The sequence below is a fragment of the Nocardia sp. NBC_01327 genome, from assembly GCF_035958815.1.
Classification (GTDB): domain Bacteria; phylum Actinomycetota; class Actinomycetes; order Mycobacteriales; family Mycobacteriaceae; genus Nocardia.
On the sequence record NZ_CP108383.1, the window covers coordinates 6,552,593 to 6,575,853 of the forward strand.

At 66.9% G+C, this 23,261-nt stretch carries 25 protein-coding genes; 17 read left to right on the forward strand and 8 right to left on the reverse strand.

All coding sequences use genetic code 11. The features are described from left to right. Nucleotides 1-50: 50 nt before the first annotated feature. The 3 genes from OG326_RS30185 to OG326_RS30195 are packed head-to-tail and all read left to right on the forward strand — an operon-like array spanning nucleotide 51 to nucleotide 2,183. Nucleotides 51-578, forward strand: a complete 528-nt coding sequence (locus OG326_RS30185) for a MarR family winged helix-turn-helix transcriptional regulator (RefSeq protein ID WP_327140532.1) — start codon at nucleotides 51-53, stop codon at nucleotides 576-578. Continuing rightward, the gene (locus OG326_RS30190) at nucleotides 575-1,390 is read left to right on the forward strand and encodes an ABC transporter ATP-binding protein (protein ID WP_327140533.1); all 816 of its coding nucleotides are present in this window, start codon (nucleotides 575-577) and stop codon (nucleotides 1,388-1,390) included. Before OG326_RS30185 ends, OG326_RS30190 begins: the two co-directional genes overlap by 4 nt. Next, nucleotides 1,350-2,183, forward strand: coding sequence for an ABC transporter permease (locus tag OG326_RS30195; protein ID WP_442790845.1), 834 nt, complete (start codon nucleotides 1,350-1,352; stop codon nucleotides 2,181-2,183). Before OG326_RS30190 ends, OG326_RS30195 begins: the two co-directional genes overlap by 41 nt. A 17-nt stretch (nucleotides 2,184-2,200) precedes the next feature. Here the strand turns inward: OG326_RS30195 and OG326_RS30200 are convergent, their stop codons facing one another. Together OG326_RS30200 and OG326_RS30205 are read right to left on the reverse strand one after the other, a co-directional pair. Next, entirely contained in the window at nucleotides 2,201-3,577 is a 1,377-nt protein-coding gene (locus OG326_RS30200; RefSeq protein ID WP_327140534.1) for a TerD family protein, read from the reverse strand. A 97-nt stretch (nucleotides 3,578-3,674) separates the two neighbouring features. Continuing rightward, nucleotides 3,675-4,604 carry an alpha/beta fold hydrolase gene (locus OG326_RS30205; RefSeq protein ID WP_327140535.1) on the reverse strand — a complete coding sequence of 310 codons (930 nt, stop codon included), beginning with the start codon at nucleotides 4,602-4,604 and terminating at the stop codon, nucleotides 3,675-3,677. 119 nt (nucleotides 4,605-4,723) lie between these two features. On the opposite strand from OG326_RS30205, the gene OG326_RS30210 reads away from it, so the two are divergent. Beyond that, on the forward strand, nucleotides 4,724-5,026 hold the full coding sequence (locus OG326_RS30210) for an ArsR/SmtB family transcription factor (RefSeq protein WP_327140536.1): 303 nt from the start codon (nucleotides 4,724-4,726) through the stop codon (nucleotides 5,024-5,026). Here OG326_RS30210 and OG326_RS30215 read toward each other — a convergent pair. Beyond that, the gene (locus OG326_RS30215) at nucleotides 5,019-5,366 is read right to left on the reverse strand and encodes a hypothetical protein (protein ID WP_327140537.1); all 348 of its coding nucleotides are present in this window, start codon (nucleotides 5,364-5,366) and stop codon (nucleotides 5,019-5,021) included. The genes OG326_RS30210 and OG326_RS30215 overlap by 8 nt on opposite strands. A gap of 183 nt (nucleotides 5,367-5,549) precedes the next feature. On the opposite strand from OG326_RS30215, the gene OG326_RS30220 reads away from it, so the two are divergent. The 5 genes from OG326_RS30220 to OG326_RS30240 all read left to right on the forward strand — a co-directional run bounded on the left by OG326_RS30220 (nucleotide 5,550) and on the right by OG326_RS30240 (nucleotide 12,154). Beyond that, a complete protein-coding gene (locus OG326_RS30220; RefSeq protein ID WP_327140538.1) occupies nucleotides 5,550-7,037 on the forward strand; it encodes an HNH endonuclease signature motif containing protein in 1,488 nt (495 codons plus the stop codon). A gap of 1,670 nt (nucleotides 7,038-8,707) precedes the next feature. Beyond that, entirely contained in the window at nucleotides 8,708-10,033 is a 1,326-nt protein-coding gene (locus tag OG326_RS30225) for a hypothetical protein (protein WP_327140539.1), read from the forward strand. Beyond that, nucleotides 10,030-10,434, forward strand: coding sequence for a FixH family protein (locus OG326_RS30230; protein ID WP_327140540.1), 405 nt, complete (start codon nucleotides 10,030-10,032; stop codon nucleotides 10,432-10,434). The genes OG326_RS30225 and OG326_RS30230 overlap by 4 nt, the downstream gene beginning before the upstream one ends. Before the next feature lie 38 nt (nucleotides 10,435-10,472). Beyond that, nucleotides 10,473-11,597 carry a hypothetical protein gene (locus OG326_RS30235; RefSeq protein WP_327140541.1) on the forward strand — a complete coding sequence of 375 codons (1,125 nt, stop codon included), beginning with the start codon at nucleotides 10,473-10,475 and terminating at the stop codon, nucleotides 11,595-11,597. Then, a complete protein-coding gene (locus OG326_RS30240) occupies nucleotides 11,594-12,154 on the forward strand; it encodes a hypothetical protein (RefSeq protein WP_327140542.1) in 561 nt (186 codons plus the stop codon). Before OG326_RS30235 ends, OG326_RS30240 begins: the two co-directional genes overlap by 4 nt. A gap of 34 nt (nucleotides 12,155-12,188) precedes the next feature. Here OG326_RS30240 and OG326_RS30245 read toward each other — a convergent pair whose 3' ends face one another. Then, the gene (locus tag OG326_RS30245; RefSeq protein ID WP_327140543.1) at nucleotides 12,189-12,671 is read right to left on the reverse strand and encodes a MarR family winged helix-turn-helix transcriptional regulator; all 483 of its coding nucleotides are present in this window, start codon (nucleotides 12,669-12,671) and stop codon (nucleotides 12,189-12,191) included. A gap of 103 nt (nucleotides 12,672-12,774) precedes the next feature. Here OG326_RS30245 and OG326_RS30250 point away from each other — a divergent pair, with 103 nt between their 5' ends. The 6 genes from OG326_RS30250 (at nucleotide 12,775) to OG326_RS30275 (ending at nucleotide 18,048) form a co-directional block, all read left to right on the forward strand. Next, entirely contained in the window at nucleotides 12,775-13,410 is a 636-nt protein-coding gene (locus tag OG326_RS30250) for a DUF4386 domain-containing protein (RefSeq protein ID WP_327140544.1), read from the forward strand. Between the two features lie 43 nt (nucleotides 13,411-13,453). Then, a complete protein-coding gene (locus OG326_RS30255) occupies nucleotides 13,454-14,221 on the forward strand; it encodes an SDR family NAD(P)-dependent oxidoreductase (protein WP_327140545.1) in 768 nt (255 codons plus the stop codon). A gap of 161 nt (nucleotides 14,222-14,382) precedes the next feature. Next, a complete protein-coding gene (locus tag OG326_RS30260) occupies nucleotides 14,383-15,042 on the forward strand; it encodes a TMEM175 family protein (protein ID WP_327140546.1) in 660 nt (219 codons plus the stop codon). Nucleotides 15,043-15,193: 151 nt separating this feature from the next. Then, the gene (locus OG326_RS30265) at nucleotides 15,194-16,246 is read left to right on the forward strand and encodes a Rieske 2Fe-2S domain-containing protein (protein WP_327140547.1); all 1,053 of its coding nucleotides are present in this window, start codon (nucleotides 15,194-15,196) and stop codon (nucleotides 16,244-16,246) included. Between the two features lie 137 nt (nucleotides 16,247-16,383). After that, nucleotides 16,384-17,358 (forward strand): poly(ethylene terephthalate) hydrolase family protein, encoded by a 975-nt coding sequence (locus tag OG326_RS30270; protein WP_327140548.1) that lies wholly within the window; start codon nucleotides 16,384-16,386, stop codon nucleotides 17,356-17,358. 69 nt (nucleotides 17,359-17,427) lie between these two features. Further along, entirely contained in the window at nucleotides 17,428-18,048 is a 621-nt protein-coding gene (locus OG326_RS30275) for a TetR/AcrR family transcriptional regulator (RefSeq protein WP_327140549.1), read from the forward strand. Nucleotides 18,049-18,091: 43 nt separating this feature from the next. On the opposite strand, the gene OG326_RS30280 is transcribed toward OG326_RS30275, so the two are convergent. The 3 genes from OG326_RS30280 to OG326_RS30290 all read right to left on the reverse strand — a co-directional run bounded on the left by OG326_RS30280 (nucleotide 18,092) and on the right by OG326_RS30290 (nucleotide 19,835). Next, entirely contained in the window at nucleotides 18,092-18,835 is a 744-nt protein-coding gene (locus tag OG326_RS30280) for an SDR family NAD(P)-dependent oxidoreductase (protein WP_327140550.1), read from the reverse strand. Continuing rightward, entirely contained in the window at nucleotides 18,832-19,416 is a 585-nt protein-coding gene (locus tag OG326_RS30285; RefSeq protein ID WP_327140551.1) for a TetR/AcrR family transcriptional regulator, read from the reverse strand. Before OG326_RS30285 ends, OG326_RS30280 begins: the two co-directional genes overlap by 4 nt. Before the next feature lie 107 nt (nucleotides 19,417-19,523). Then, the gene (locus OG326_RS30290) at nucleotides 19,524-19,835 is read right to left on the reverse strand and encodes a hypothetical protein (RefSeq protein ID WP_327140552.1); all 312 of its coding nucleotides are present in this window, start codon (nucleotides 19,833-19,835) and stop codon (nucleotides 19,524-19,526) included. 260 nt (nucleotides 19,836-20,095) lie between these two features. On the opposite strand from OG326_RS30290, the gene OG326_RS30295 reads away from it, so the two are divergent. Next, nucleotides 20,096-21,268: a TetR/AcrR family transcriptional regulator gene (locus OG326_RS30295; protein WP_327140553.1), complete on the forward strand. Its 1,173-nt coding sequence runs from the start codon at nucleotides 20,096-20,098 to the stop codon at nucleotides 21,266-21,268. Here OG326_RS30295 and OG326_RS30300 read toward each other — a convergent pair. Continuing rightward, nucleotides 21,238-22,131 carry a serine hydrolase gene (locus tag OG326_RS30300; RefSeq protein WP_327140554.1) on the reverse strand — a complete coding sequence of 298 codons (894 nt, stop codon included), beginning with the start codon at nucleotides 22,129-22,131 and terminating at the stop codon, nucleotides 21,238-21,240. The genes OG326_RS30295 and OG326_RS30300 overlap by 31 nt on opposite strands. A 53-nt stretch (nucleotides 22,132-22,184) precedes the next feature. Here OG326_RS30300 and OG326_RS30305 point away from each other — a divergent pair, with 53 nt between their 5' ends. Beyond that, nucleotides 22,185-23,147, forward strand: coding sequence for a LysR family transcriptional regulator (locus OG326_RS30305; RefSeq protein WP_327140555.1), 963 nt, complete (start codon nucleotides 22,185-22,187; stop codon nucleotides 23,145-23,147). The last annotated feature ends 114 nt before the right edge of the window (nucleotides 23,148-23,261 follow it).

A 23,261-nucleotide genomic window follows, 5' to 3' on the forward strand; every position in this document is an offset into this window, starting at 1 on the left:
CGCGAGAAGCCGCCTGGACAATACCTCTGAAGCAGAGGTATTGTCGGTGTATGCCAGCACCTTCCCCTGATGCCGAACCAGGCCTGCGCCCGGTCGGGCACGACGGTGTCGAGTCCGGGCAGATGTTCTCTCTGCTGTTCGGCGCGATGGGCCGCCTGCGCCGCCAGCTCGGCAGAATTGCCGGGCGATCCTTCGACGGGCCCGAGCTGTCCGCCGCACAGGCGGAATTCCTGCGCCTGGTGGGTCGCCAGCCCGGCGTATCCGTGAAGGCCGCGGCGGCCGAACTGGGTTTGGCCGCCAATAGCGTGTCCACCTTTGTCACCGCCCTGGTCAAGGCCGGTCTGGTCGTGCGCGAACCCGATCTGCTCGATCGCCGGATGATGCGCCTGTCGCTCACCGCCGATGCGCAGCAGCTCGCCGACAGCACCCGGCTGCGCAGGCAGGAGCTGGTCTCCTGGGCTGTCGATCAATTGACCGCCGACCAGCGCGCCGACCTGCGGCGCGGTCTGGATGTCATTGCCACACTGACCGATCTGCTCCACGAGCAGGAGCAGCGGGAGAAGGGCGAAACTCGATGATTTCACCGCCACCTGCCGTCGAATGCCGCGATCTCACACATCGCTACGGCGCCAATACCGTGGTCGACAGCCTCACCCTGACCATCGACCGCGGCGAGATCTTCGGACTGCTCGGACCCAATGGCGCGGGCAAGTCCACCACGATCCGGCTCATCAATACGCTGATTCCGGTGCAGCACGGGTCCGTTCGCGTGCTGGGGCTCGATGTCACCACACAGGCCACCGACGTTCGCTACAACCTCGGCTATGTGCCACAGCAACTTTCGATCGAGGCGGGACTCACCGCGCGGCAGAACGTGACCTGGTTCGCGCGACTGTTCGATGTGCCGCGCCGGGAACGGACGCAGCGGGTGGATGAGGCGCTCGAGGCGATGCATCTCATCGATGTCGCCGAACAGATGGCAGGCACCTTCTCCGGCGGCATGATTCGCCGCCTGGAGCTGGCGCAGGCGCTGGTGAACCGGCCCGCGATTCTGGTGCTCGACGAGCCGACGGTGGGCCTGGACCCGATCGCCCGCGACAGCGTGTGGGAGCGGGTCGCGGAAATGCGGCAGAGCTACGGCATGACGGTACTGCTCACCACGCACTACATGGCCGAGGCCGATGAACTCTGCGACCGGGTTGCGTTGCTGCACAAGGGTGTACTGCGCGCTGTCGGCTCGCCGACCGCGCTGAAGAACGAGATCGGCCCCGCCGCGACTCTCGAAGATGTGTTCCGGCACTACGCCGGCGAAAGTCTCGACGACGACAAGACGGAAGCGGGGATGCGCAGTGTCCGAACTACTCGCCGTTCAGCCCAACGAATGGGCTGAACCCACCCGAGCCCCCCAGGGCTGGGCTCGCGTGCCCGCGCTGACCTCCCGCGTCGGGACGTTCGCCCTGGTCGAAATTCAGAAGCTGCGGCACGATCAGACCGAAATCCTCACCAGGGCAGTGCAACCGGTGCTCTGGATGGTGATCTTCGGATCCACCTTCTCGCGCCTGCGCTCCATTCCGACCGGCAAGGTGCCGTATCTGGATTTCCTGGCGCCCGGCATCATCGCGCAGTCGGCGCTGTTCATTTCGATCTTCTACGGCATTCAGATCATCTGGGATCGTGATGCGGGCATTCTCAACAAGCTGCTGGTGACTCCGACGCCCAGGTCCGCGCTGATCGCCGGAAAGTGTTTTGCCGCGGGCGTGCGGGCCATTGCGCAAATCATTGTGGTGGTGATCGTTTCGCTGCTCATGGGCGTGGGGATGACGATGAATCCGCTGAAGATCGCGGCGACCATTCCGGCGGTATTCCTCGGCACGGCGTTCTTCGCGTGCCTGTCGATGACCATCGCGGGGATCGTGCAGGCCCGGGACCGGCTGATGGGCATCGGCCAGGCCATCACGATGCCACTGTTCTTCGCGTCCAATGCGCTCTATCCGATCGCCCTCATGCCCGGCTGGCTGCAGGTCATCAGTCGCATCAATCCGCTGAGTTACGAGGTCGACGCGCTGCGCGGGCTGCTCGTCGGCACACCCGCCAACCTCTGGCTCGACTTCCTCGTGCTCACCGGTGCGGCTGTGCTCGGGGTCATCTCGGCCTCGTCACTGCTCGGCCGATTGGTCCGCTAGCTCCGGCGGTTTCGTGCTCAGTCGGTCACCCACCGGCCCAGCTGCGGCACCGCCTCACCCGGATGTTTGGCCTGGAAGCCGTCACCGATCGCCTGCATCTTCCAGTCGCCGCCGGACCGGTACAGCTTGGCCATGGCCAGGGCGGTGAAAGGCATACCGCCGGAGAGGGTGAAGCGCGCCAGCTCGGTGCCGGTGGTGCCGTCCACCAAGCGGCAGAAGGCATTTCGCACCTGTTCGAAGGTGTGCCCCTGGTAGGAGGTCACGATGAACAGCAGGGTGTCGACGCGTTGCGAGACCCGCGTGAGGTCGACCTGGATCACCTCGTCGTCGCCCTGGCCGCCGCCGACCAGATTGTCACCCTGATGCCGGATCGAGCTGTCCTTCGACGTCAGCTGACCGTAATAGGCAACATCGACAAGGTTGCGGCCCGCGAACATGGCGACCCAGGCGTCGAGATCGATATCGACGGCACGGCTGCCGAAGAAGCCCTTCTTGACCGGATCCCAGCCCAAACCCATTCGCACAGCGGTCAATGCGACGCCGCCGTCCTTGCGAAGGGTGACGCGCTGACCCTTCGCGAGGCTGACCGGACGGTCCTTGGAGAGGCTGACCTCGCCTGAGGAGTGCGGGGGCGGAGTTGCCCACGATTGAGGAGTGGGTGATGCGGGAGGGTAAGAGGCTGCCGACGGGGCGATCGGCGGCCGAGCGGGGACGAAAGGCGGCGGAGGCGGAGCGACGGGCGATTGGGCCGGGACCACGGGCGACTGGGCCGGGACTACGGGTGGCTGGGTCCGAGCAACAGGTGACTGTGGTGAAGCCACAGGCTGCAGTGGTGCGGGCGGCGTAGGCGGCGGCTGCGTGGGATAGGGCGATGCGGTAGGCATGCTCGTGTGCGGCGCATCATCCACCGACACACCGTGATCGGTGACCAGCGCCGCAAATCCGCCCGCATACCCCTGCCCGACCGCGCGCACCTTCCAGCTGCCCTGACGGCGGTACAGCTCCACCGCGACAACAATCGATTCGGCGCTCAAGTCAGCGATCCGGTACTCGTACAACCGATTCCCGGCCGCATCCGAGACGATCGCGGTCGGCGGAGCGATCTGGCCGAAATTGCTGCCCGCGTTCTCGAGGGTGATCACCGCCCGAATCTGTGCGATCTCGGCGGGGACCTGCGCGAAGGACACCGCCACCGAGGGCGGTTGCCCGGCCTGCAAACGCACCCCCGGACCCGAAGGCTGGTTGTAGAACACGAAATCCGCGTCCGACCGCACCTTGCCCTGCTCGGTCACCAGCAGTGCGGACAGTTCCGCCGCTGCCGCGACCTGCACGGAAATCACCACATCGGGAGCGGTCAGCGCCGCGTTCTGCCCCTTCACCAGCGTCGCCACCACAAGCACCCCTCAGCTCGGTTAATCTCCCCCGCCACTCTACGACCGGGTCCCGCCGCCGACACGCTTCCCAGGTACCGCGATTATCAGCGGTGCGAATTCAGCCGAGGAAGCCGATGAGGGCGTCGATCACCGCCCGCGGCTGCTCCTCCGGGATGTAATGACCACAGTCGCCCACCTCGACCACTCGCACGTCGGCTCCCTTGGCGGGCATCAGGTTTCGCAGGTACCGGTAATTGCTTCGATCGCCGCCCAGTGCCAGGATCGGCGCGGAGACCTTGCCGTAGGCGCGTTCATCGAGGATGTCCTTGTTGAAGGCGCGGTACCAGGCATTGCCTGCGCGGATGGCCTCCGGCGTCGAGTAGGCCTCGGCATACACGCGCCGCGAGAACTCGTCGATGCTGCCCGGATCTGCGGCCTGACGACCGAACAACCAGTCCAGTAGTAGCCGAATCCGGCCTTCCAGCAACAACTCCGGCAGTTCTGCGACTTGGTTGAACGCGAACCACCAGAGATACGAACGGGCGCCGGACTCGATGACCGAATCGGCATGTTGGTCGGGCTCGGGCAGGAGACCGAAATCCGACCAGCCGCCATCAGGATGCGGCACATCGAGCATGGTGATCTTGTCGGTGGCGTCGGGATAGCTTGCCGCATAAGCGTAGGCGACCATCGCGCCGATATCGTGCCCGGCAATGCTGACCGATTTCAAGCCGAGCTGCTCGACCAGTTCACGGATATCGCCGGCCATCGTCTTCTTGTCATACCCGCCGACCGGCTTGCCGGACCCGCCCATCCCCCGCAGGTCCACCGCGATCACCCGGTACCGCTCGGCCAAGGCGGGCATCACCCGGTGCCACTGCCACCAGGTCTGCGGCCAGCCGCCGAGCAGCAGCAGTGGCCGCCCGGCCCCACCCTCGACATAGTGCAATCGCGTTCCACTGACGTCTGCGTATCGGCTGACAAACCCGCCTTTCAGCGAGTCTGCCAGCGCCGCATCGGACAAAGGTTCAGTCGTGGTGGTGTTCATACGTCCCTCGCTGCATCGCCGAATAGTACGAACATCTCGTACAGTGACGGTACGAGATGTTCGTACAATCCGCGAGTCCCGTCAAGTGCCGATACGAGAAACCCGTACAGTGAGAACCCGTGGACGACCTACCCCACCCCGCCGCTGACGAGATCCAACTCGTCAATGTCTTCGCCGCCCTCGGCCACCCGGTCCGCCTCGAAATCATCCGGGCCCTGACCTCCGGCGAGGAGCGCTTCTGCGGCGAAATCCTGCCCGCCGAACCGAAATCCAGCATGACCCACCACTGGCGCGCCCTCCGCGAAAGCGGCATCATCCACCAGCGCCGCGAAGGCCGAAAGTTCTACCTGACCCTCCGCCGCGACGATCTCGAATCCCGCTTCCCCGGCCTGATCGACATCGCCCTCGCCGACGTCACGTAGACGGGGTCGAGTTCGCCTGCGCCACAAGCCGTTCGAAAGCATCGAGCACCTCGACGTACACGGCCGGTACGTCGATGCACATCACCGAGCCACGGCTGTCCCCGCTGAACGTGAAGCTGAAAAACGAACAGCACCCACTCTCCCGTGCGGCCAAATCTCGCGCGACCGATTCGGCACCACCCACCAGCACAAGCTCCAGCCCCGTCGGCGCCGTGCGCGTAGCCACCCGAACCGACTCGGCAAAGAACGCCGCAAACTCCGCCACCCGAAACGGCTGCTCCGCCGTAGGCAAGGTGCACGAGTCCGGCACCCAGCCCGCAGGTTCGATATCAATCCGCATGGATTCACACTAAGCCCGCATGAGGGATAGATAAACCCCAAAAACAAAGACGCCTGGACAAGAAGAAAGAAGACGAAAAGAACAAGGACGAGAAGGATGCTGGACGGTCCGCCAGTCTGAATATCCTTATATCACAACACAATTCACCTGTTCGATCCCGTTCCCCGACGGTAGAATAGAAGCATGAATCCGGGGGCAGAAACCACAATCGTATCGAGTGCACACGCACTCGATACCGCCGTGGAAAACCTCCTGAACACCTCCCTCACCCCACTGTGCGACGAGCAATTCATCACGCTCATGGGCGAGGTCGAGACCAGCATGCGCAAACTCGAAGCCGTCAAACACCGCTTCGTCACCGAAACCTGCACCCGCAGCCTGGCCGCCCGCGCCGGATCAACCTCACCGATCAAATTCCTCGAACAAACCCTCCGCCTGTCCCACGCCGACGCCGCCTCCCGGGTCAACGCCGCCAAACAACTGAGCCCGCAACCCGCCCTCGGCGGGGACCTGGAACCGGAACTGGCCTACGTGGCCGAAGCCCAACGGGCCGGGGACATCTCGGTCGATCACGTGCGCCGGATCACGCAGGTCCTCAAGCGCATCCCGTGCGCGGCCGACCCGGGGCAGAAGGACCTCGCCCAGGACGTTTTGACCACGTACGCGCGTACCGGCAGCCCGGACAAGCTGATCGATCTCGGAGAGATCATCCTGGCGCACATCGATCCGGACGGCACCTTGACCCAGGACAAGGACCGCGACCGCATGCGCGGACTCACCCTCGGACGCAAACGCGCCGACGCCATGTCCCCGTTGATCGGGGAGATCACCGAGCCGTTGCGGGAAGTCCTGGAACCCTTGCTGGCCAAGTTCGCCCGCCCCGGCATGTGCAACCCGGGCGATCCGGACAGCCCGAAGGTCGCCGACCGCACCCTCGACCGGGACAAGCTCAAAGCCGCCGCTGAACGTGATAGCCGCTCGGCCGCGCAACGCAATCATGATGCGTTGCTGGCGGTGCTGCGGTTTCAGCTCGACCGCCCCAAACTCGGCTCCCACCGGGGACTGCCGGTCGAGGCGATCATCACCATGCGCCTCGAGGATGTGGAGCGGGGTGCCGGGATCGCGACCACCGCGACCGGGGGCACCCTGACCATCGCGCAAGCCCTGGAACTGGCCGCCGGAACCCGCCCCCTGTTGGTGGTGTTGAACAAGGCCGGGCTGCCCCTGTATTTGGGGCGGGGTCGGGACCGGTTGGCCAGTCCCGCACAACGACTGGCGTTGATCGCCTCCGACAAGGGTTGCACCCGCCCCGGGTGCAGTGCCCCCGCCTCGATAGCGGCCGCCCATCATGTCACCGGGTGGGCCGAAGGCGGGCGCACCGATATCGACAACCTGACCCTCGCCTGCGATGGGTGCCACGCCATGATCCACGACGGCCCCGGCGGCTGGAAAACCATCGTCATGGGCGAAGACACACCGTTTCCGGGCCGGACCGGGTGGATCGCCCCACCGCATATCGACCCCACCGGCACCCCGCAGGTCAACCACCTGCACCACACCGGTGAGCTGATGGCCGGTGCCCTGACCCAGATCCGCACCCGCGACCGGGCACAACGGGCGCGGCGGCAAGCTTGGCTCGATGCCCGCAAAACCACCCCCGTCCGCGAATAGGCGGGCCGCCCCCTTGTAGACACCGTCAGGCTGGTCCTGACGGTGCTACAAGGCGTTGCCCACCAGGGTCTTCGCAAGGTGAACGACCAGACCTGGACCGAGCGGCCCGGCAGCGGGACCGGGCATCACTCCATGCCGGCGAGTCCACCCCACACCCGCAACCGCACGAGTAGCAAGCCTTACCCCGCTCTACCCCTACCACCGACCGACCCCCGCGCTACCCCGCCGCCACCAGAGTGGATCCCCCGGGCACCACAAGCGTTGCCAGCCCGGGCCTTTCAGACTTCTGTTCTTCGATCTCTTCTCTCCAGGCGTCCTTGATCTTTCGGGTCTTCGTCTTTTCGTCTTTGTCTCTGAAACCGGACCACAGCCGGTCTTCCGGCTGGTACCGCAGATTCCCTCGTGACCGCGGAAGGTAAATCGGGTACCTCACCCGAGGCCACCAGCACGGCCATCTCGGGCCCTGCCCGCACCCAGAAACCCCAACACCGCCTCTCGACGCACGCAACCCAGGTGCACCGGCCTCATCTCGGCCTCGAAACCCCCGAAGCGGGCACCACACAGCCCTTCTCCTTGACCACACAGCAGGTATCCGCACGGCACAGACCCGATAACCGTTGTGCCGCTGAGACACCCGCTGTTCCACCACCGATGACCGACGGTTTCTCCCCGCACCCAAGGCCGCGCCGCCCCACCCCAACTCTGCCAGCACCCACCCGAACCCACCGCCACCATCAGAACCGATCCCCAAGCCCCACAAGCATTGCCAGCCAGCACCTTTTCAGGCTCTTGATCTCCGATCCCGTGCCTCCAGGCGTCCGCGATCTTAGGTTCTTCGTCTTTCGTATTTGTCTCTGAAACCGGACCACGGCCGGTCGACCCCGCCGGTACCGCACAGTCCTTCCCAACTGCGGAAGGTAAATCGGGTACCCCACCCGACGCCACCAGCACGGCCATCTCGGGCCCTGCCCGCACCCCGAAACTCACCGCCACCTCTCGACACAACCAACCCAGGTGCACCGACCTCATCTCGGCCTCGAAACCCTCTGAAGCGGGCACCACACAACCCTTCTCGCCGACCGCACAGGAGGTGTCTGCACAGCACAGACCCGATAACCGTTGTGCCGCTGAGACATCCGCTGTTCCATCCCCGGTAGCCGACGGGTTCTATGCCGAAACGGTCGGTGCACCTGGGTTTCTTGCCTCCCGGGCAGGGTTGATCAGCACGGGGGTGCGGGCAAAGCCCGAGATGGCCGTGCTGGGCACGTCGGGAGGAGTACCCGATTTACCTTCCGCAGCTGGGAGAGATACCTGCGGTACCAGCGGGGTCGACCGGCTGGGGTGCCGTTCTCGAGAACAAAATGCGAAAAGACCAGGGCTCGGTTTGGGCTCTGTCTCCCCCGTCGGGGGGACGTGGGGCTTGGATGCAATGGGGGTTCTCCCGGAGTTGTGGGGGGCGTCCTTTCGGTAGCTTCGGAATGGTGCAGTCGCTGCGGACAACTCGGGGTTTCGGTAGGTACGGACAATTGGGCTGTCTGTGGCTGGGGCGGGTGGCTGTGGTGGGGGGCTGGGCGTAGATGGGTGGGGGGCGGATTGTGGGGGTGGCGCTTGCTGGGTGGCTGTGTTTGATCGGCTTTTTCGGTGGGGCGGTGGCGCATGCGGATGGTGGGGTGGCTGGGAGCGATCTCATGGTGGCGCAGTCGCTGGGGGGTCGGGAGTTGACGGTTGTCGTGCGGCGGGCCGAGCCGGTGCCTGGGCCGTTGCGGGTGGATATCGTTACGCATACCGGTTCGGCGGCGGGCACTCTCGGGCTGAGTGTCACGCCGTCGGATCGGGGTGGGGACGGGGCGTCGGGCACTGTGGTGCTGGGAGATCGGGCGGGTGTGTATTCGGCGACGCTGCGGGTGGACCATGCGGGGCCGTGGGAGTTGGCGGTCAAGGATGGCGATCAGGTGGCGCGTATTCCGTTTCTGGTGGCGGCTACGGTGGTGACTCCGTGGGAGCGGGCGGCTTACGGTGGGTTCTTCGGAGCCGGTGTGCTGCTGCTCGTTTCGATCGGCACGGCGATGGTGTCCAAGCGCGGGTGGCCGACGCTGGTGCCTGCGGGGGTGATGATCGCGGCGCTGGCGGTCGGTATCACAGGGGCGACGCTGTCCGCGAGTGCACCGCTGCCGCGGCCGGCGGGGAGTCTGCTCGATCCCACCTCGGATACGATCGGCGATCCTTTTCCGGAGCGGCAGTTGCCGCTGACGACGAATTACTCACGGCCGCCGGTGAATCTGACGCTGACGACGACGGGGGCGGCGGAGACGAGTCACCCGACCGAGCTCATGCTGTCGCTCACCGATGCGGCCACCGGGCGGCCCGTGGACGACCTGCTGGTCAACGATGACGCACTGCTGCACCTGATGATCGTCGGCCCGAACGGCAGCTTCTGGCATCGGCATCCCATCCGGACCGCGCCCGGTGAGTACCGGATTCGCCTGGCCCTCAACCAGTCCGGCGATTACGGGGTCGCGGCGGAGATCGCGCGCCGTGGTGGCGGGGTGCAGCTGTTGCGGTCCACACTGCATGTTTCTGGCGAATCCGCACCGGTCGCGGCCCCTGATTCCGGCGGGGCCGAGTTGACCCCCACGGCACTGGTTGCGGGCGAACCCGGCACGCTCACCGCACATTTCGGCGGCGCTTCGGATCTGCAACCCTGGCTCGGCATGGTCGGCCATCTCATTGCCGTCGGACCGCTGCCCGACCAGGCGCCCACCGGTGCGGCCGCAGCGGCCGCACCGATCTGGGCGCACGCGCACGCCATGGCTCCGATGCTCGGCCCGGGCGCACAATTGCCGGACGAGACCGTTGCCGCCTACAGCCCGGATGTGTCGTTCACCTTCACTTTTCCACTGCCCGGCCGATACCTGGTCTGGGCTCAGGCCGAGCGCGGGTATTCCCTGATGACTGTGCCCGCCACCGTCGATGTCCGGGCGAAGGAGTCGCAATGACCACCCGCAGAGGTCTGCTGTTGATCGCCGCCGCGGTGATCGTGGCGTTGGTGACATGGTGGGTGTGGCCGAGCGATTCGGCACCGGCCCAGCGCATGACCGCCGGGCCCTACCGCGTCCAGTTGACCGTCGGCGGCGGATCGGCGCATACCGGCGACAATACGGCCGAGCTGGAGATTACCGATCAGCAAGGCAAACCCGCTGCACCGGACCGGGTTTCGGTGGAACCTGCCATGCCGCAGATGGGGCATGCGGTACCGCCCGCCACCGCCACGACCGTGACACCCGGCCACTACCGCGCCGCCGTGAATCTGCCCATGCCGGGGCAGTGGGAGATCGCGGTGAACCTGTCCGGCCCGCAGGGCGCCGGGCGCGCCACCTTTTCCGTCCGAGCCAACTGACTTCCGTCCGAGCCAACTGACCTGATCAGGAGCAGCACATGGACCTCACCGCATCCGGGCGAGGGATCACCACCTCGGTGGCCTCCCCCGCCACCTCCCTCCGCCCCTGGCTACCCGCGTCGATCCTGCTCGCCGCCACCATGACCTGGGCGGTCGGCGCCACCTGGGATATCCAGTGGCACAGCGACGTCGGCCCGGACACCTTCTTCACCCTGCCGCATCTGTTCATCTACGCCAGCGCCGCCATGTCCGGATTCACCAGTCTCGCAGTGATTCTCGCGACGACAGCGGCGGGGCGCGCGGGCCGGCCCGTGGACGCGACTCTCGGCGGCCCGGGCATCGGCGTCTTCGGCCGGACCTTCACCGCACCGCTCGGCTACCTGGTGACCAGCCTGGGCGCGGCCGCCTTCCTGCTGTACGGCCTGTGGGATCTGTGGTGGCACAGCCTGTACGGCTTCGACGCGATCATCGATTCACCACCGCACATCGGGCTCTTCCTCTCCAGCACCGTCACCTCGGTGGGCACGGTCATCGTCTTCGCCGCAGCGCGGGAACAGCGCTGGGGACAGCTCGGTGCGCTCATCTGCCTCGGGAATCTGCTGATCTCCAGCACCATCACCGCACTGGCCGTGCAGCGACTCAGCGGCGGCACCATTCGGTGGACCGTCGTGGTGACCGCATTCATGGCGTTGATCCTGCTGGTCACCGGCGGCTCCTTCCGCAAGGGTGGTGCGACGATCACAGCTTTGGTCGCGGCCGCCATGCAGGGCATCTTCTGGTGGTTCGCGCCGTGGGCCGCGCGCGCCTACGCGGATTTCGTGGGACTGCCTATGCGCGAGCACATTCGGGGCATTCCGGCGACTCCGGCACTGATTCCGCTGTGCCTGATCCCGGTCGGCATTGTCGTCGATCTGCTGCTGCGCCGGAGCGGGCACACCATCCGGCTGCTTCCGGCGCTGGCGGGTGCGATCGGCGGCGCCATCGTCGCACTGTGCGCACCGTGGCAGAACATTCTCATCTACGGCGGTTCGCTGCCCGTGACCGCGACCATTGTCGGCACCACCGTTTTCGGCGCGATCTTCGGCGGCCTCGCCGGTTTCCTCGGCTGGCGTTTCGGCGACATGCTGCGCCTCGCCGCCCCGACCACCGGAGCCCGCGCATGATCGCCCGCCTGCTGTCCGCCGCCGCAACACTTCTCGCCGTCCTCGGACTGCTGGCCACCGCCACCGGCACCGCCGCCGCCTATCAGCCGGTCGATATCGTGCATACCGAGCACGTCCAGGCGGGTCCGTACAGTCTCACCATCGGATTCAGCCAATGGCCCTTGCGCGCAATGCAATCGCTGGATTTCACCTTCGACCCGGAGGGCGGCATCGCCGATAAGTCCGGCACCCTGACCACGATCCGGCCCAACGGGCAGGTCAGCAAATCTCAGCCGCTCTCCCGCCATCCTCGTAAACACGAGGTCTGGGGACTGGATGTCAGATCGCTTGATCAGCAGGGCAATTGGACGTTTCGCTTCACGATCGACGGACCGCAGGGTCAGGGGGTCGGCGAACTGCACGACCTCAACGTCCTGCAGCAGCCCGGTCCGCCGCTGTCGGTCAGCTGGGCCGTGAGCTCCCTGCCGCTGCTGGGCCTGATCGTCTTCCTCGCGTACGTCTGGCGGCGCACCCGCCGCACGACCCCCGATAAGCGGGAGCTGGTCGGTCAGCACTGAACACGGTTGACCGGCAGCCTGATTCAGGATCCGGTCACACCGATTTGTACCCCGGGTGCACGCCCGGGCTGAGCCCCTGATCGGCGGCGATGCGGCCGAGCATATCGGCGAGTTGCCGATGCTCGTCGTCGGTCAGGGAACGGCACAGCTGCGCCTCGTTGTCCATGGCGACCACCCCGAGTTCGCCCAGCGTCGCCTGCCCCTTCGGCGTCAGGAACAGCGCGTGCAGACGCCTGTCGTCCGGATTGCGCTTGCGTTCGATCAGGCCGCGCTCCTCGAGCTTGTCCGCGAACTGCACGAAGCGGCTGGGCGGCATGCCCAGATCATCGGCGAGTTCGCGCTGACTGCGGCCGGGCCGGAAGACGAGCGCGCGCAGTAGACCGGCCTGAGCCGGCGTCAGGTCCAGCGCCGCGGTGCCCTCGGCGAATCTATTGGCGGCATGCGCTCCGACCTGGGCAAGCAGGAAGCCGACCGCCCGGGGTGTGCGATGTCCGCCCGCTTCTTCTTTCGTGTCCACGAAGCAATGGTAGCAGCGTGAATACGATTAACCATTGACAATCGTTACATATTGTAATCATTATTGAGGAAGTACGGTTCACCCGAGCTTGAGGATCGCCGCCATGAGCACCACCACCGCTCGCACCAGCACCACTCGCATCAACCCCGTAGTTCTCGCCCCCGTCCTGGCCTTCGCCGGATTCACCATCGCCTACGTGGCCACCAATGCCGGCGTCCCGCACCCCGATGCCAGCGGCGCGGATGTGCTCGCCTACACGACCTCGCACACCGGACTGATCAAGGCCGGAGCGGTGCTGATGTTGCTGTCGGCGACCCCGCTGGCCATTGCGGGCGCACTGCTGCAGCGCACACTGCGCGCTCCGGCCATTGCCGTCGTCGGCGCCGGGCTCGCTGCCGCCGCACTCACCCTCAGCGCGCTGTTCGCCTGGGCCGGTGGGCATCTGGCCGGTAGCAGCACACCGGAACTGGCCCGCGCGATCGCCGATCTGGGCTACCTGACCGGCGGGCCCGCCTATTCCGCCGGATTCGGACTGCTGATCATCGGGATTGCGGTTCCGGCACTGCTGAATCGGTCGCTGCCACCGGTGCTGGTGTGGATCGGCCTCGCCATCGCCGTGGCCGCGGCTCTGTCCACGCTGGCGCTCATTGCCTCGGGGTTCGGCTATCTGCTTCCGGTCGTCCGGTTCGGCGGCCTGCTCTGGCTGATCGCCACCGCCGTAGTGCTCTCCCGTCGCTGAATTCACCTCTATCCCTTTATTACTCATCGAAAGGCTCGATCCCATGTCCCTCAGCAGCTACTCCGACCTCTCCGGCAAGATCGCGGTAATCACCGGCGGCTCACGCGGTATCGGCGCACAGACCGCCCGCATGCTGGCCGCCCAGGGGGTGCGGGTCTGCCTGGTCGGCCGCGACGAGAAGGCACTCGACGCTGTCGCGGCGGAGATCAGCGAGGCCGGTGGCACGGCGCTGGCGGCCGTCGCCGATGTCACCGATGCGACTGCGCTGGAACAGGTCCGGGAGCTCGTGGAGAGCCGACTCGGCCTGGTCCAGATTCTCGCCGCCTTCGCCGGTGGCGTGGGCGAGCCGGTGCCGAGCCCGAATCTCACCGAACAGCGCTGGCATCAGGCGCTGGATTCGAATCTGACCTCGGCCTTCCTCACCATCCAGGCCTTCCTGCCCGGCATGATCGCCCAGGGTTCCGGCAGCATCATCACCATGTCCTCCACCGCGGGCCGCCAGCCCAGCCAGGCGAATCTGGCCTACGGGGTCGCCAAGGCCGGAGTGATCATGCTGACCCGGCACCTCGCCACCGAACTCGGCCCCAACGGCATTCGCGTCAATGCCCTGGCCCCGTCCTCGATTCGCACCGAGAAGGTGGCCGCGCATATGCCCGAGTCCGTGCAGCAGCAGGTCGCGGCCGCGCACCCGCTGCGCCGCCTCGGCCTGACCACCGATGTCGGTGAGGCGGCCCTGTTCCTGGCCTCCGACGCCTCGTCCTATCTGTCCGGCATCACCATCGATGTGGCGGGCGGGCGGATCACGAACTGACCTACGCGCCAGGCATATTCGCCATCACGCAGCTATCGGACCCGGGTCCCGCGACCCGGGGCCGTCGCACGCCGCACTGCCGCTGTCGGCGATCGTCGTCATACTCGGACCCGACCCGGCCACCGACCCGCGTGGCCTCGACCGGAAGGGGTACGGGGTTCGTGACCCGCTATCACCGCATCGCCGCTCAGGATCTGGGCCGGCTCGCCGCGCTGAGCGACGGGATATTCGCTGTCGCAATGACTTTGCTGGTCCTGGATCTGCACGTACCGGCCGCGCAGACCTGGCACGAGCGACTGCTGTGGTCGACCGGCGCGGTATCCGACGAGGAGCAGGTGTGGCACGCCCTGACCCACACCGGACCACAGTTCGTCATCTGCCTGCTGGGGTTCCTCACCCTGGGCATGTTCTGGATCGGACAGCAGACCCAGCTGAACCTGCTGACCCGCGCCGACCGATCGCTGGCATGGATCCACATCATGTTCCTGTTCGGAATCTGCCTGGTGCCCTTCGCGACCGCACTGCTGGCCGCGTTTCCGCAATCACGCCTGGCGCTGCTGGTCTACTGGGTGGATCTGCTCTACCTCGGCCTGGTGCAGCTCGGGGGCCTGCGATACGCCCGCCGGGCGGAACTCTTCGCCGACACCACCACACCCGAAGACGTGACGGCGATTCGACGTCGCATCGGCGTCGTGCAGATGCTGTACGCCGCGAGCGTGGCGCTGTGCCCCGTCAGCACCTATCTGAGCATCGGCGTGATCATCGCGCTACAGGTGAATTCGGCTGTCTCCCCGCCCATTCGCCCGTTGAACAAATTCTGAAGCAATCCTCGCCCCGCGCACCGGACCGAACGTTGCGAATTGGGAGCCGTCCCACCCGAATAGTGAGTTGCGTTACAGGACAACGCTATTCGCTCACTTCGAAAACATCAGGTTCACCATTCAGTAACACGTTCTAGTTATGGTGGGCAGCGTGATCCTACGACGTGATCGTCCCGGCCTATCCGAGTTGCCGCGCGATCCGCGCGCCGACCAATATCCGATGCCCAGCGTGCCCGACGGCTGGTACGCGGTCCTGCGCAGCGCACATCTGCGCCGCGGCAAGGTTGTCAGCCTGCACTACTTCGGCCGTGCGCTCGTCGCCTTCCGCGGCCGCGACGGCGAAGTCGCCGTCCGCGATGCGCACTGCCCGCACTACGGCGCCCATTTGGGCGCCGGCGGAAAGGTGGTGGACGGCAAGCTCGAATGTCCTTTTCACGGCTGGCAATTCGATACCGACGGCTCCTGCGCCTCCGCGCCGTTCGCCGCCCGCGCACCCCGCGTCGCGCTGGGCGGGTTCCCGGTTCGCGAACACAGCGGGCTGATCTTCGTCTACACCGGGTCGGAGGAACCGGCCTGGGAGGTGCCCGTCGTCCCGGAAGCCACGGCCCCGGACTACGCCCGCCCGATCGACGATGTCCTGCAGGCCCGCATCCACGTACAGGAGATGCGGGAGAACATCGTCGACGAATCCCACTTCCACCACATTCACGGCCAGAGCGAACCGCCCGTGCAGGACCTGCATCCCGACGGGCCGTTCGCCGAGATCCACAGCCGGTTCCGCAAATCCGTGCTGGGGTACTGGCTCGACAACAGCTTCGACGTCTTCATGTACGGGCCCGGCGTCATGGTGGTGCGGACCAGCGGACTGCTGATCACCATGACCGCGATCGCGCTCACCACGCCGATCGACGACACCACCAGCGAGCTGCGGATGCTGTACTACATCCAGCGCCCGGCCCGCGCACCGTTCGCCACTCCCCTGCTGAAGCTGGCCTTCCGCATGGTCGCGCTGGACGAGGTGCGGGAGGAATTGGAAATCTGGGATCACAAGATCCACCGGCCCCGGCCGGTACTGCTTCCGCACGAGAAGGGCATCAAGGCGCTGCGGCGCTGGTATGCCCAGTTCTATTCCCCAGAATCACCGCGGGGAATCTCGAATACGCTGCCGCAGAACGAATCCCGAGAACTGGAGACCAGCAGCTAGATCACCCGCAAGAATGCACGGCCCGCGAGTTCCCCTCGCGGGCCGTTCGCGCTATAACGGTTATATAACGACTCCTACTTAATACTCGGTAGCGGGCCGGGCAGTCTGCATGCTCTGTGGGCGTGAAAGGAATCCCCATGGCCCGCACACTGACCCGCACACTGGCAGCGCTGGCTGCCGCCACCTGCCTCGCGACCGCCGCGGCAGCCACCGCGACGGCGGCCCCGAACGAGCAGGCGGCGGGCACGATCGAATCCGGCTACAGCGCACCCGGGCCGTGGCAGGTGACCGCGCAGCCCGCCTTCGCATGCTGCGATACGACCGGCGCGGCCTACGACGTGTGGTACCCAACCGATCTGGGCGCCAATGGTTTCCGGCATCCGATCATCGCCTGGGGCGACGGCACGCTCGCACTGCCGCGCCAGTACACATATCTGCTCCAGCATTTGGCGTCGTGGGGTTTTGTCGTGATCGCCCCCGAGAACGAGGCCACCGGGACCGGCGCCGATATCGCGGCCGCCGCGAACTACCTGGTGCAGCAGAACTCGACGCCCGCGAGCATCTTCTTCCAGAAGTTGAACACCGGCGAGATCGGGGCCATCGGCCATTCACAGGGCGCCGTCGGCGTACTGAACGCCATGATCGACTCCGGTGGCGCGATCAAGACCGCCGTCCCGATCGAACTGCCCGTGCAGCTGACCTGCCTGCCCGGCATCTGCGCCGACACCCGGCGGATCGGGGCGGGCTCGGTGTTCTTCGTGAACGGTGCGCAGGACACTGTCATCTCACCCTCGACCCAACCGCAGCCGTGGCAGACGAGCGGATTGCAGTCCGATCAGGCCTATTACGAGGCGACTCCGGACACCGTGGCCAAGGCGTGGGCCACGGTGAACGACGCCAACCACAACGATGTGCAGGGGCAGCCCGATTGCGCGGCGGCGAGCTTCCCTTGCGTGCGCGGGGTGTATAGCTATCTCGGCTACCCGACCGCGTGGTTGCTGGACCAGCTGACCGGTGATGCGCGGGCGCACAGCGTCTTCGTCTCGGGCACCGGCGAACTCTTCGACCGAACCGGAAGCTGGAGCAATCAGATCAGCAATATCGTCTCCTGAGCAGCGTGCAGACCGTGCCGCAGCCCAACACGGGACGCACCCGGCAAATCAGACCGATAAGCTCGTGCCGTGAGGCAGCGACAGCGTGGCGGGCGGGCCGCCCAGGCGGAGGACCGGCGGGAGACCATCCTGCGGGCCGCAATGGAGGTCATCGCCGAGCGCGGCTACCGCGGCGCATCGCTGGCGGCGGTAGCCGAACGCGTCGGCCTGACGCAGCCGGGGCTGCTGCACTACTTCCCCAGTAAAGAGCTGCTGCTGATCGGCGTGCTCGAAGCCCGCGACCGCTGGGATATCACCGCGTTCCCCGCGAAGTCCGAAAGCTCCTGGCGGATAGCCGATGTCGAGCAGCTGGTGGACTACAACGCCATGCGCCGCGGCCTCGTGCAGACCTTCGCCGCCCTCGCCGGCGAGGCCGTCACCGACGATCATCCCGCGCGGGAATTCTTCAAGGAACGCTATGAGGACGCCCGCGCGGCACTGGCGGACGTCCTGCGCAATGAATTCGGCGAGCGGCTACCCGGCGGCCTGACACCGGAACAGGCTGCGCCCCTGCTGGTCGCGGTCATGGACGGCCTGCAGACCCAGTGGCTACTGGATCCCGACGCCGTGGACATGGCCGCCGTATTCCGGGACTTCACGCCGCTGCTGGGCGTGCGGACCGGGAACGAGTCCGAACGCGAAACCGCCTGAGCCACAGCGGAGTGCGGTCGGCCAGAGGCACCCTTCGTTGATTTCAGCCGCGACCGAGCAGCGTGCCGCCGTTGATCTGCAGGATCTGGCCGGTGGTCCAGCCCGCTTCCGGGGACGCGAGATGGGCTATGCCCGCAGCGATTTCGTCGGGAGTGCCGGGGCGTCCGAGGGGGATCTGCGACACGCGGTCGGCTTCGAGCTCGGGGGTGAGGCGCTCGGCCCAGAATTCGGTGGCGGGGACGAAGCCGGGGGCGACGAGGTTGACGGTAATACCTTGGGGCGCAAGCTGTTGTGCGAGCCCCATGGACCAGCCGTGCAGTGCCGCCTTGGCTGCGCCGTAGGGGCCCGCGCCGCGCAGTGCGGCAATGGAGCTGACCGAGACGATGCGGCCGCCGGGAGCGGTGAAATGGGGAATGAGGGCCTCGGTCAACAGGACTGCCGTGAGGACGTTCAGCCGGAAGGTATCGGTATAGGCGTCGGCGAGCGCGGCCAGCCCGTCCGGCTGCTGCACGGGATTGCCGCCGGCATTGTTGACCAGGACATCGACGGCTCCACCCGCCGCGATCCGTGCACCCAGCGCTCGAACCTGTTCGGGCACTTCGAGATCGCCGACGGCGATGGTCACGCGCTCCTCGCCCAGGGCTTTGTTGATGTCGTCGGCGGCAGCCCGCAGTACGCCCTCGCGGCGCCCGACGATGATCACCGCATCGCCGTCGGCGGCGAGGCGTCGTGCCACGGCCCTGCCGATTCCGGTACCGCCACCGCTGACCACCGCGCGTCGTGTCATCGCTGCTCCCCTGACGATCCAAGTTCCGCGATCAGATTACCGCTCAGCAGCTTTCGCGCCCGATCCAGCTCCAGCGATCCGCTGAGCCAGCGCATGCTCAGGCCCTCGATCGAGGCGGTGAGTCGTTCGGCCGCGGCGCCGGAGTCCACCTCGGGCGGCACGCTGCCGTGCCGCTGCGCGGTGCGGATGAGTTCGCCGATGTAGTCCGTCCAGCGCGCCGTGGCCGCCTGCAATTGCTCGCGCAGTTCGGGCTGGAAAATGGCCGAGGCGCGCAATTCGCCCCAGGCCGTGCTGTTCTCGACGACCATCGGGGTGTCCTGCAACTCCCGCAGCAGCGTCTGCTCGAGGTGCCCGCGCGGATCGGCCTCGGGATCGGCGTCCACTTCGGTGTACTGCTCGGCGCGGGTGCTGATGAACTCCAGCGTGCTCGACACCACGCCCGCGCGATCGCGGAAGTGGTAGTAGATCAGCGCGGTCGATACACCGGCCTCCTGCGCGAGCTCCTCGACCCGCAGGCCGCGAATGCCACGCTGGGCGACAACCCGGACAGCGGCCTCCAGAATGTCGGTGCGACGGGACATTCGCTCACTTCCCACGGCGTTCAGGGTTCGACGGCAGTCCACCCTAGCGCAGAATTCTGACCGATTGTTCAGTCAGCGGATCCGTCGCCGAGCCCCGGCAGCGCCGATCAGGCGCGGCGGTCGACTGCCGCCCAGGCCGCGAGCGCGACGACGCTCGAGACGACCGCCACCGACGGCCACGCGCCGATCTTCTTCGCCAGCGGATGCGAGGCGCCCATGGCGCCGATCGACAGCCCGGTCAGGGCGGCGGCGCCACCGGTGCCGACCGTCCTGCGCCACTGCGGGAATGCCGCCGCCGTGCCCGCCGCGAACACCGCCCCGCCCAACTGCCGCTGCTTGGTCGCCTGTGCGAGCGCGAAGCCGCCGGTGAGGCCACCGGCGGCCAGCAGCGATGTCGGTACAGCGGAAATTCGAGCCATGTCACTACCTCCGAAAGACAGCAATTCGAACGAACACCCTCGACGGTAACCGGAGGTGAAACCGCCGGTTCAGTCGGGAGCCGCTCCGGACGGCGAATACGGCGAGTCGGCCGGGCACGGCTCGGCCGCACCGGGCCGAGAGGTAACATCACACGCTCGCCGACGGGCGAGGAATCGGAGGCGATGGCGCGGTGAGCGGGTCGAACGAGCGGACCCTCGGTGACCCGGTTCGCGGCACACGGCCGGCGAATCGACGGCAAATGATCTTACGTGCGGCGGCGGATCTGTTCTACGAGAACGGTTATGCCAGGGTCGGCATGGGCGATGTCGCCGAGGCGGTGTCCATCGGCCCGTCTGCGCTGTACCGGCACTTTCGCGGGAAGCAGGATCTGCTCGTCACCGTTGTCGGCGAAGCGCTGGAAACCATGGAATCGGTCCTGCGCACCGCGACCGCCGCCGATCTGCCCGCGATCATCGCGGCCGCGACCCTGCAGCACCGCAGGGTCGGTGTGCTGGTGCGGCGCGAATCCCGGCAGCTGTCCGCGGAGGATCGCGTCTCGATCAGGGTGTCCACCAAGCGAATCGGCGCGCGCTTCGCCGAACTGGTCACCGAGCGCCGGCCCGGCCTCACCGCCGCCGAGGCCGATCTGCTGGCCTGGTCCGCGCTGGCGACCGCGAACAGCTTTTCGTTCCACAGTCTTTCGCTGCCCGAGCCCGCATTCCTCGCGCTGATCGAAGAACTCATCACCGTCGTCGTCGAGGCGCCGATCATGCTGCCGGCCGAGCCCGCCGACCACACCGCGCATGCGGGATTGACCCGGCAGTCCCGCCGCGAGGCCATTCTCGCCGAGGCCACCCGGCTCTTCGCCCGGAACGGATTCGCGGGTGTGAGCCTGGAGGAAATCGGCGCCGGCGTGGGCATTTCGGGCCCGAGCGTCTACAACCACTTCCCGGCCAAATCCGACATCCTGATGGCCGCGGTATTCCGCGGCGAAGAGTGGCTGCAGATGGAGATGAACCGCGCGTTCGCACGGGCGGCCGATCCTCGCGACGGCATGCTGCGACTGCTGCACAGCTATGGCGCGTTCGCCTTCGAGAACCCGGATCTGATCCAGCTGCTCATCTCCGAATCCATGCACCTGCCCGAGGCCGAACGGCATCGAGCCAGGTCCACCCAGCACGCCTATATCGCGGAGTGGGTGCATCTGCTCGTCCAGGTGCATCCGGGCCTGGATGCGGTCACCGCGCGCATTCGGGTGCAGGCGGCGCAGACCGTGATGAACGACATCGCGGTCATGCCCCATCTGCAGGCGCAGCCCGGCATCGATACGGCGCTGCTCGAACTGGGCGCACAGCTGCTGGGGCTCGCGGGCGACGCACCGGAGGCTCAGGCGAATCCGGATCAGAGCACTTCGGCGGGCGTGCGCAGCTGATCGACCGCCGCGCGGGCAGCGCGGCTCATGGCCAGATCGACATCGATGCGCCGCGAACCCAATTCCTCGGTGCGCGCGAAGACCGCGACCGCATAGCGACCGCCGTCCGGGTATTCGACCACCCCGGCCTCCATATGCAGTCCGGGGAGTGTGCCGGTCTTGGAGGCCACCTGCACCTCGTCCGGGAATCCGGCGGCCAGGCGAGTCCAGAACACTTGCCGCCGAAGCAGATCCCGGGTGGCCGCGCAGGCCGCGGCCACACCGGCCTCGTCCCGCCAGATCCGGGCGAGCAGATCGGTGATCTCGCGCGGGGTGCTCGAGGTGGTGTGGTCCGGCCGGAAGACCCGCATGGTCGCGACCTGCTCCCGGGTGAGCGCCGGATAGATCCGGGCGAATTCACCGCCGTCGGCCGCGCCCACATCGGCCAGCATGGATTCCAGCAATTCGCGCGGCCCGCCGATCACGCGGGTGCGATCCAGGCCGAGTTCGGCGGCCAGCAGGGCGGGCGTATCGGCGCCGATCCGGCGCAGCAGCAGGTCCGCGGCGGTATTGTCGCTCACCGACATGGCGAAGAACGCCAGGTCACGCAGCGATAGCTCGATATCGTCCTGACAGCCCGCGGTACCCCATCCGCCCAGTCGATCCTCGGCGCGCACCAGCACCCGTTCGGTCGGATCCAGTTGCCCGGCCGCGCACTGCCGGCAGAATTCGAGCGCCAGCAGGATCTTGAAGATCGAGGCGATCACCACCTGGTCGCCGGCATCCACCGCGATCTCGCGACCGCTGTCGATATCGACGGCATGCAGCCACCCCCGGACCGGGATCGCCGCGAAGGTTTCTCGAATCCGTTCCGCTGCCGCCACCCGATCACGGTAGCCGCAGGCGCGACCGGTATCGGATGCCCTATCGTTGCCGGGTGGATTTGGCCCGGCACCTGCGCTACTTCCTGGTCGTCGCCGATGAGTTGCATTTCGGCCGGGCCGCCGAGCTGCTCGGGATGGCGCAGCCGCCGCTGAGCCAGTCGATTCAGCGACTCGAACGTGAGCTCGGGGTGCCGCTGTTCGACCGTTCGCACCGCCGGGTGGAACTCACCGTGGCGGGCAGCCTGCTGATCGACGAGGCGCGGCGAATGCTCGCCGCCGAGGAACGATTGCGCACTGTCATGCGCAAGGCGCGGGCGGGCGATCTCGGGACGCTGCGCGCCGGGGTGCCGCCGGATCTCTCCGCACCCGTGCTGCACGCGCTACTGAGCCGCATCGATGCCGAAATACCCGGTCTCACAGTGGATCTGCTGGAATTGACCACAGCGGAACAACTTCGGATGCTCGATACCTCGAGCCTGGATGTGGGGATGGTGGATCATCCGATCGGCCGTCCCGACCTGCAGCACGGCAGCGGCGTCGAACTGCCGCTGGGCGTCGTGCTGCCGCGCACCTCACCGCTGGCACGGTCGGCGGAGATCGAGCTCGCCGATCTGACCGGGCACGATCTGGTGCTCTTCCCGCGCGAAACCGCACCCGATTGGCACGATCTGCTGCTGGAGCGCTGCCGTGAGCACGGTTTCGCACCCGCTCGAATTCGGCACGCCCGGAATCCGGAATTTCTGCTCGGCCTGGTGCTGGCCGGGCATGGGGTAGCTCTCGATCAGGAATCTACCGCACGCCGTGAGCCCAGAGTGACATGGCGACCGCTCGCGGGCCGCCCATTGCGCCGTCACCTGTCCATGGTGTGGCCGAGCACCGGCACCCATCCGGCGGCTACTCGATTCGCCGAGCTGGCCACCCGGGTGGTCGCCGGGGATATGGCGCGCACCCCACTGGCCGCGCCGGGTGCGGCAGCTCCGTGGTCCGTCGTCTACACGCCGCACCTACGGAACTGATCACCACCGGTGATTCACTGCCGGCTGAACAGCCCCCGGCTGGTAGACCCCGACACCGGGTTGGAGCACGAACAACGCTGCGCGACAGGCACATCGCCGAGGACTTCCTCGACA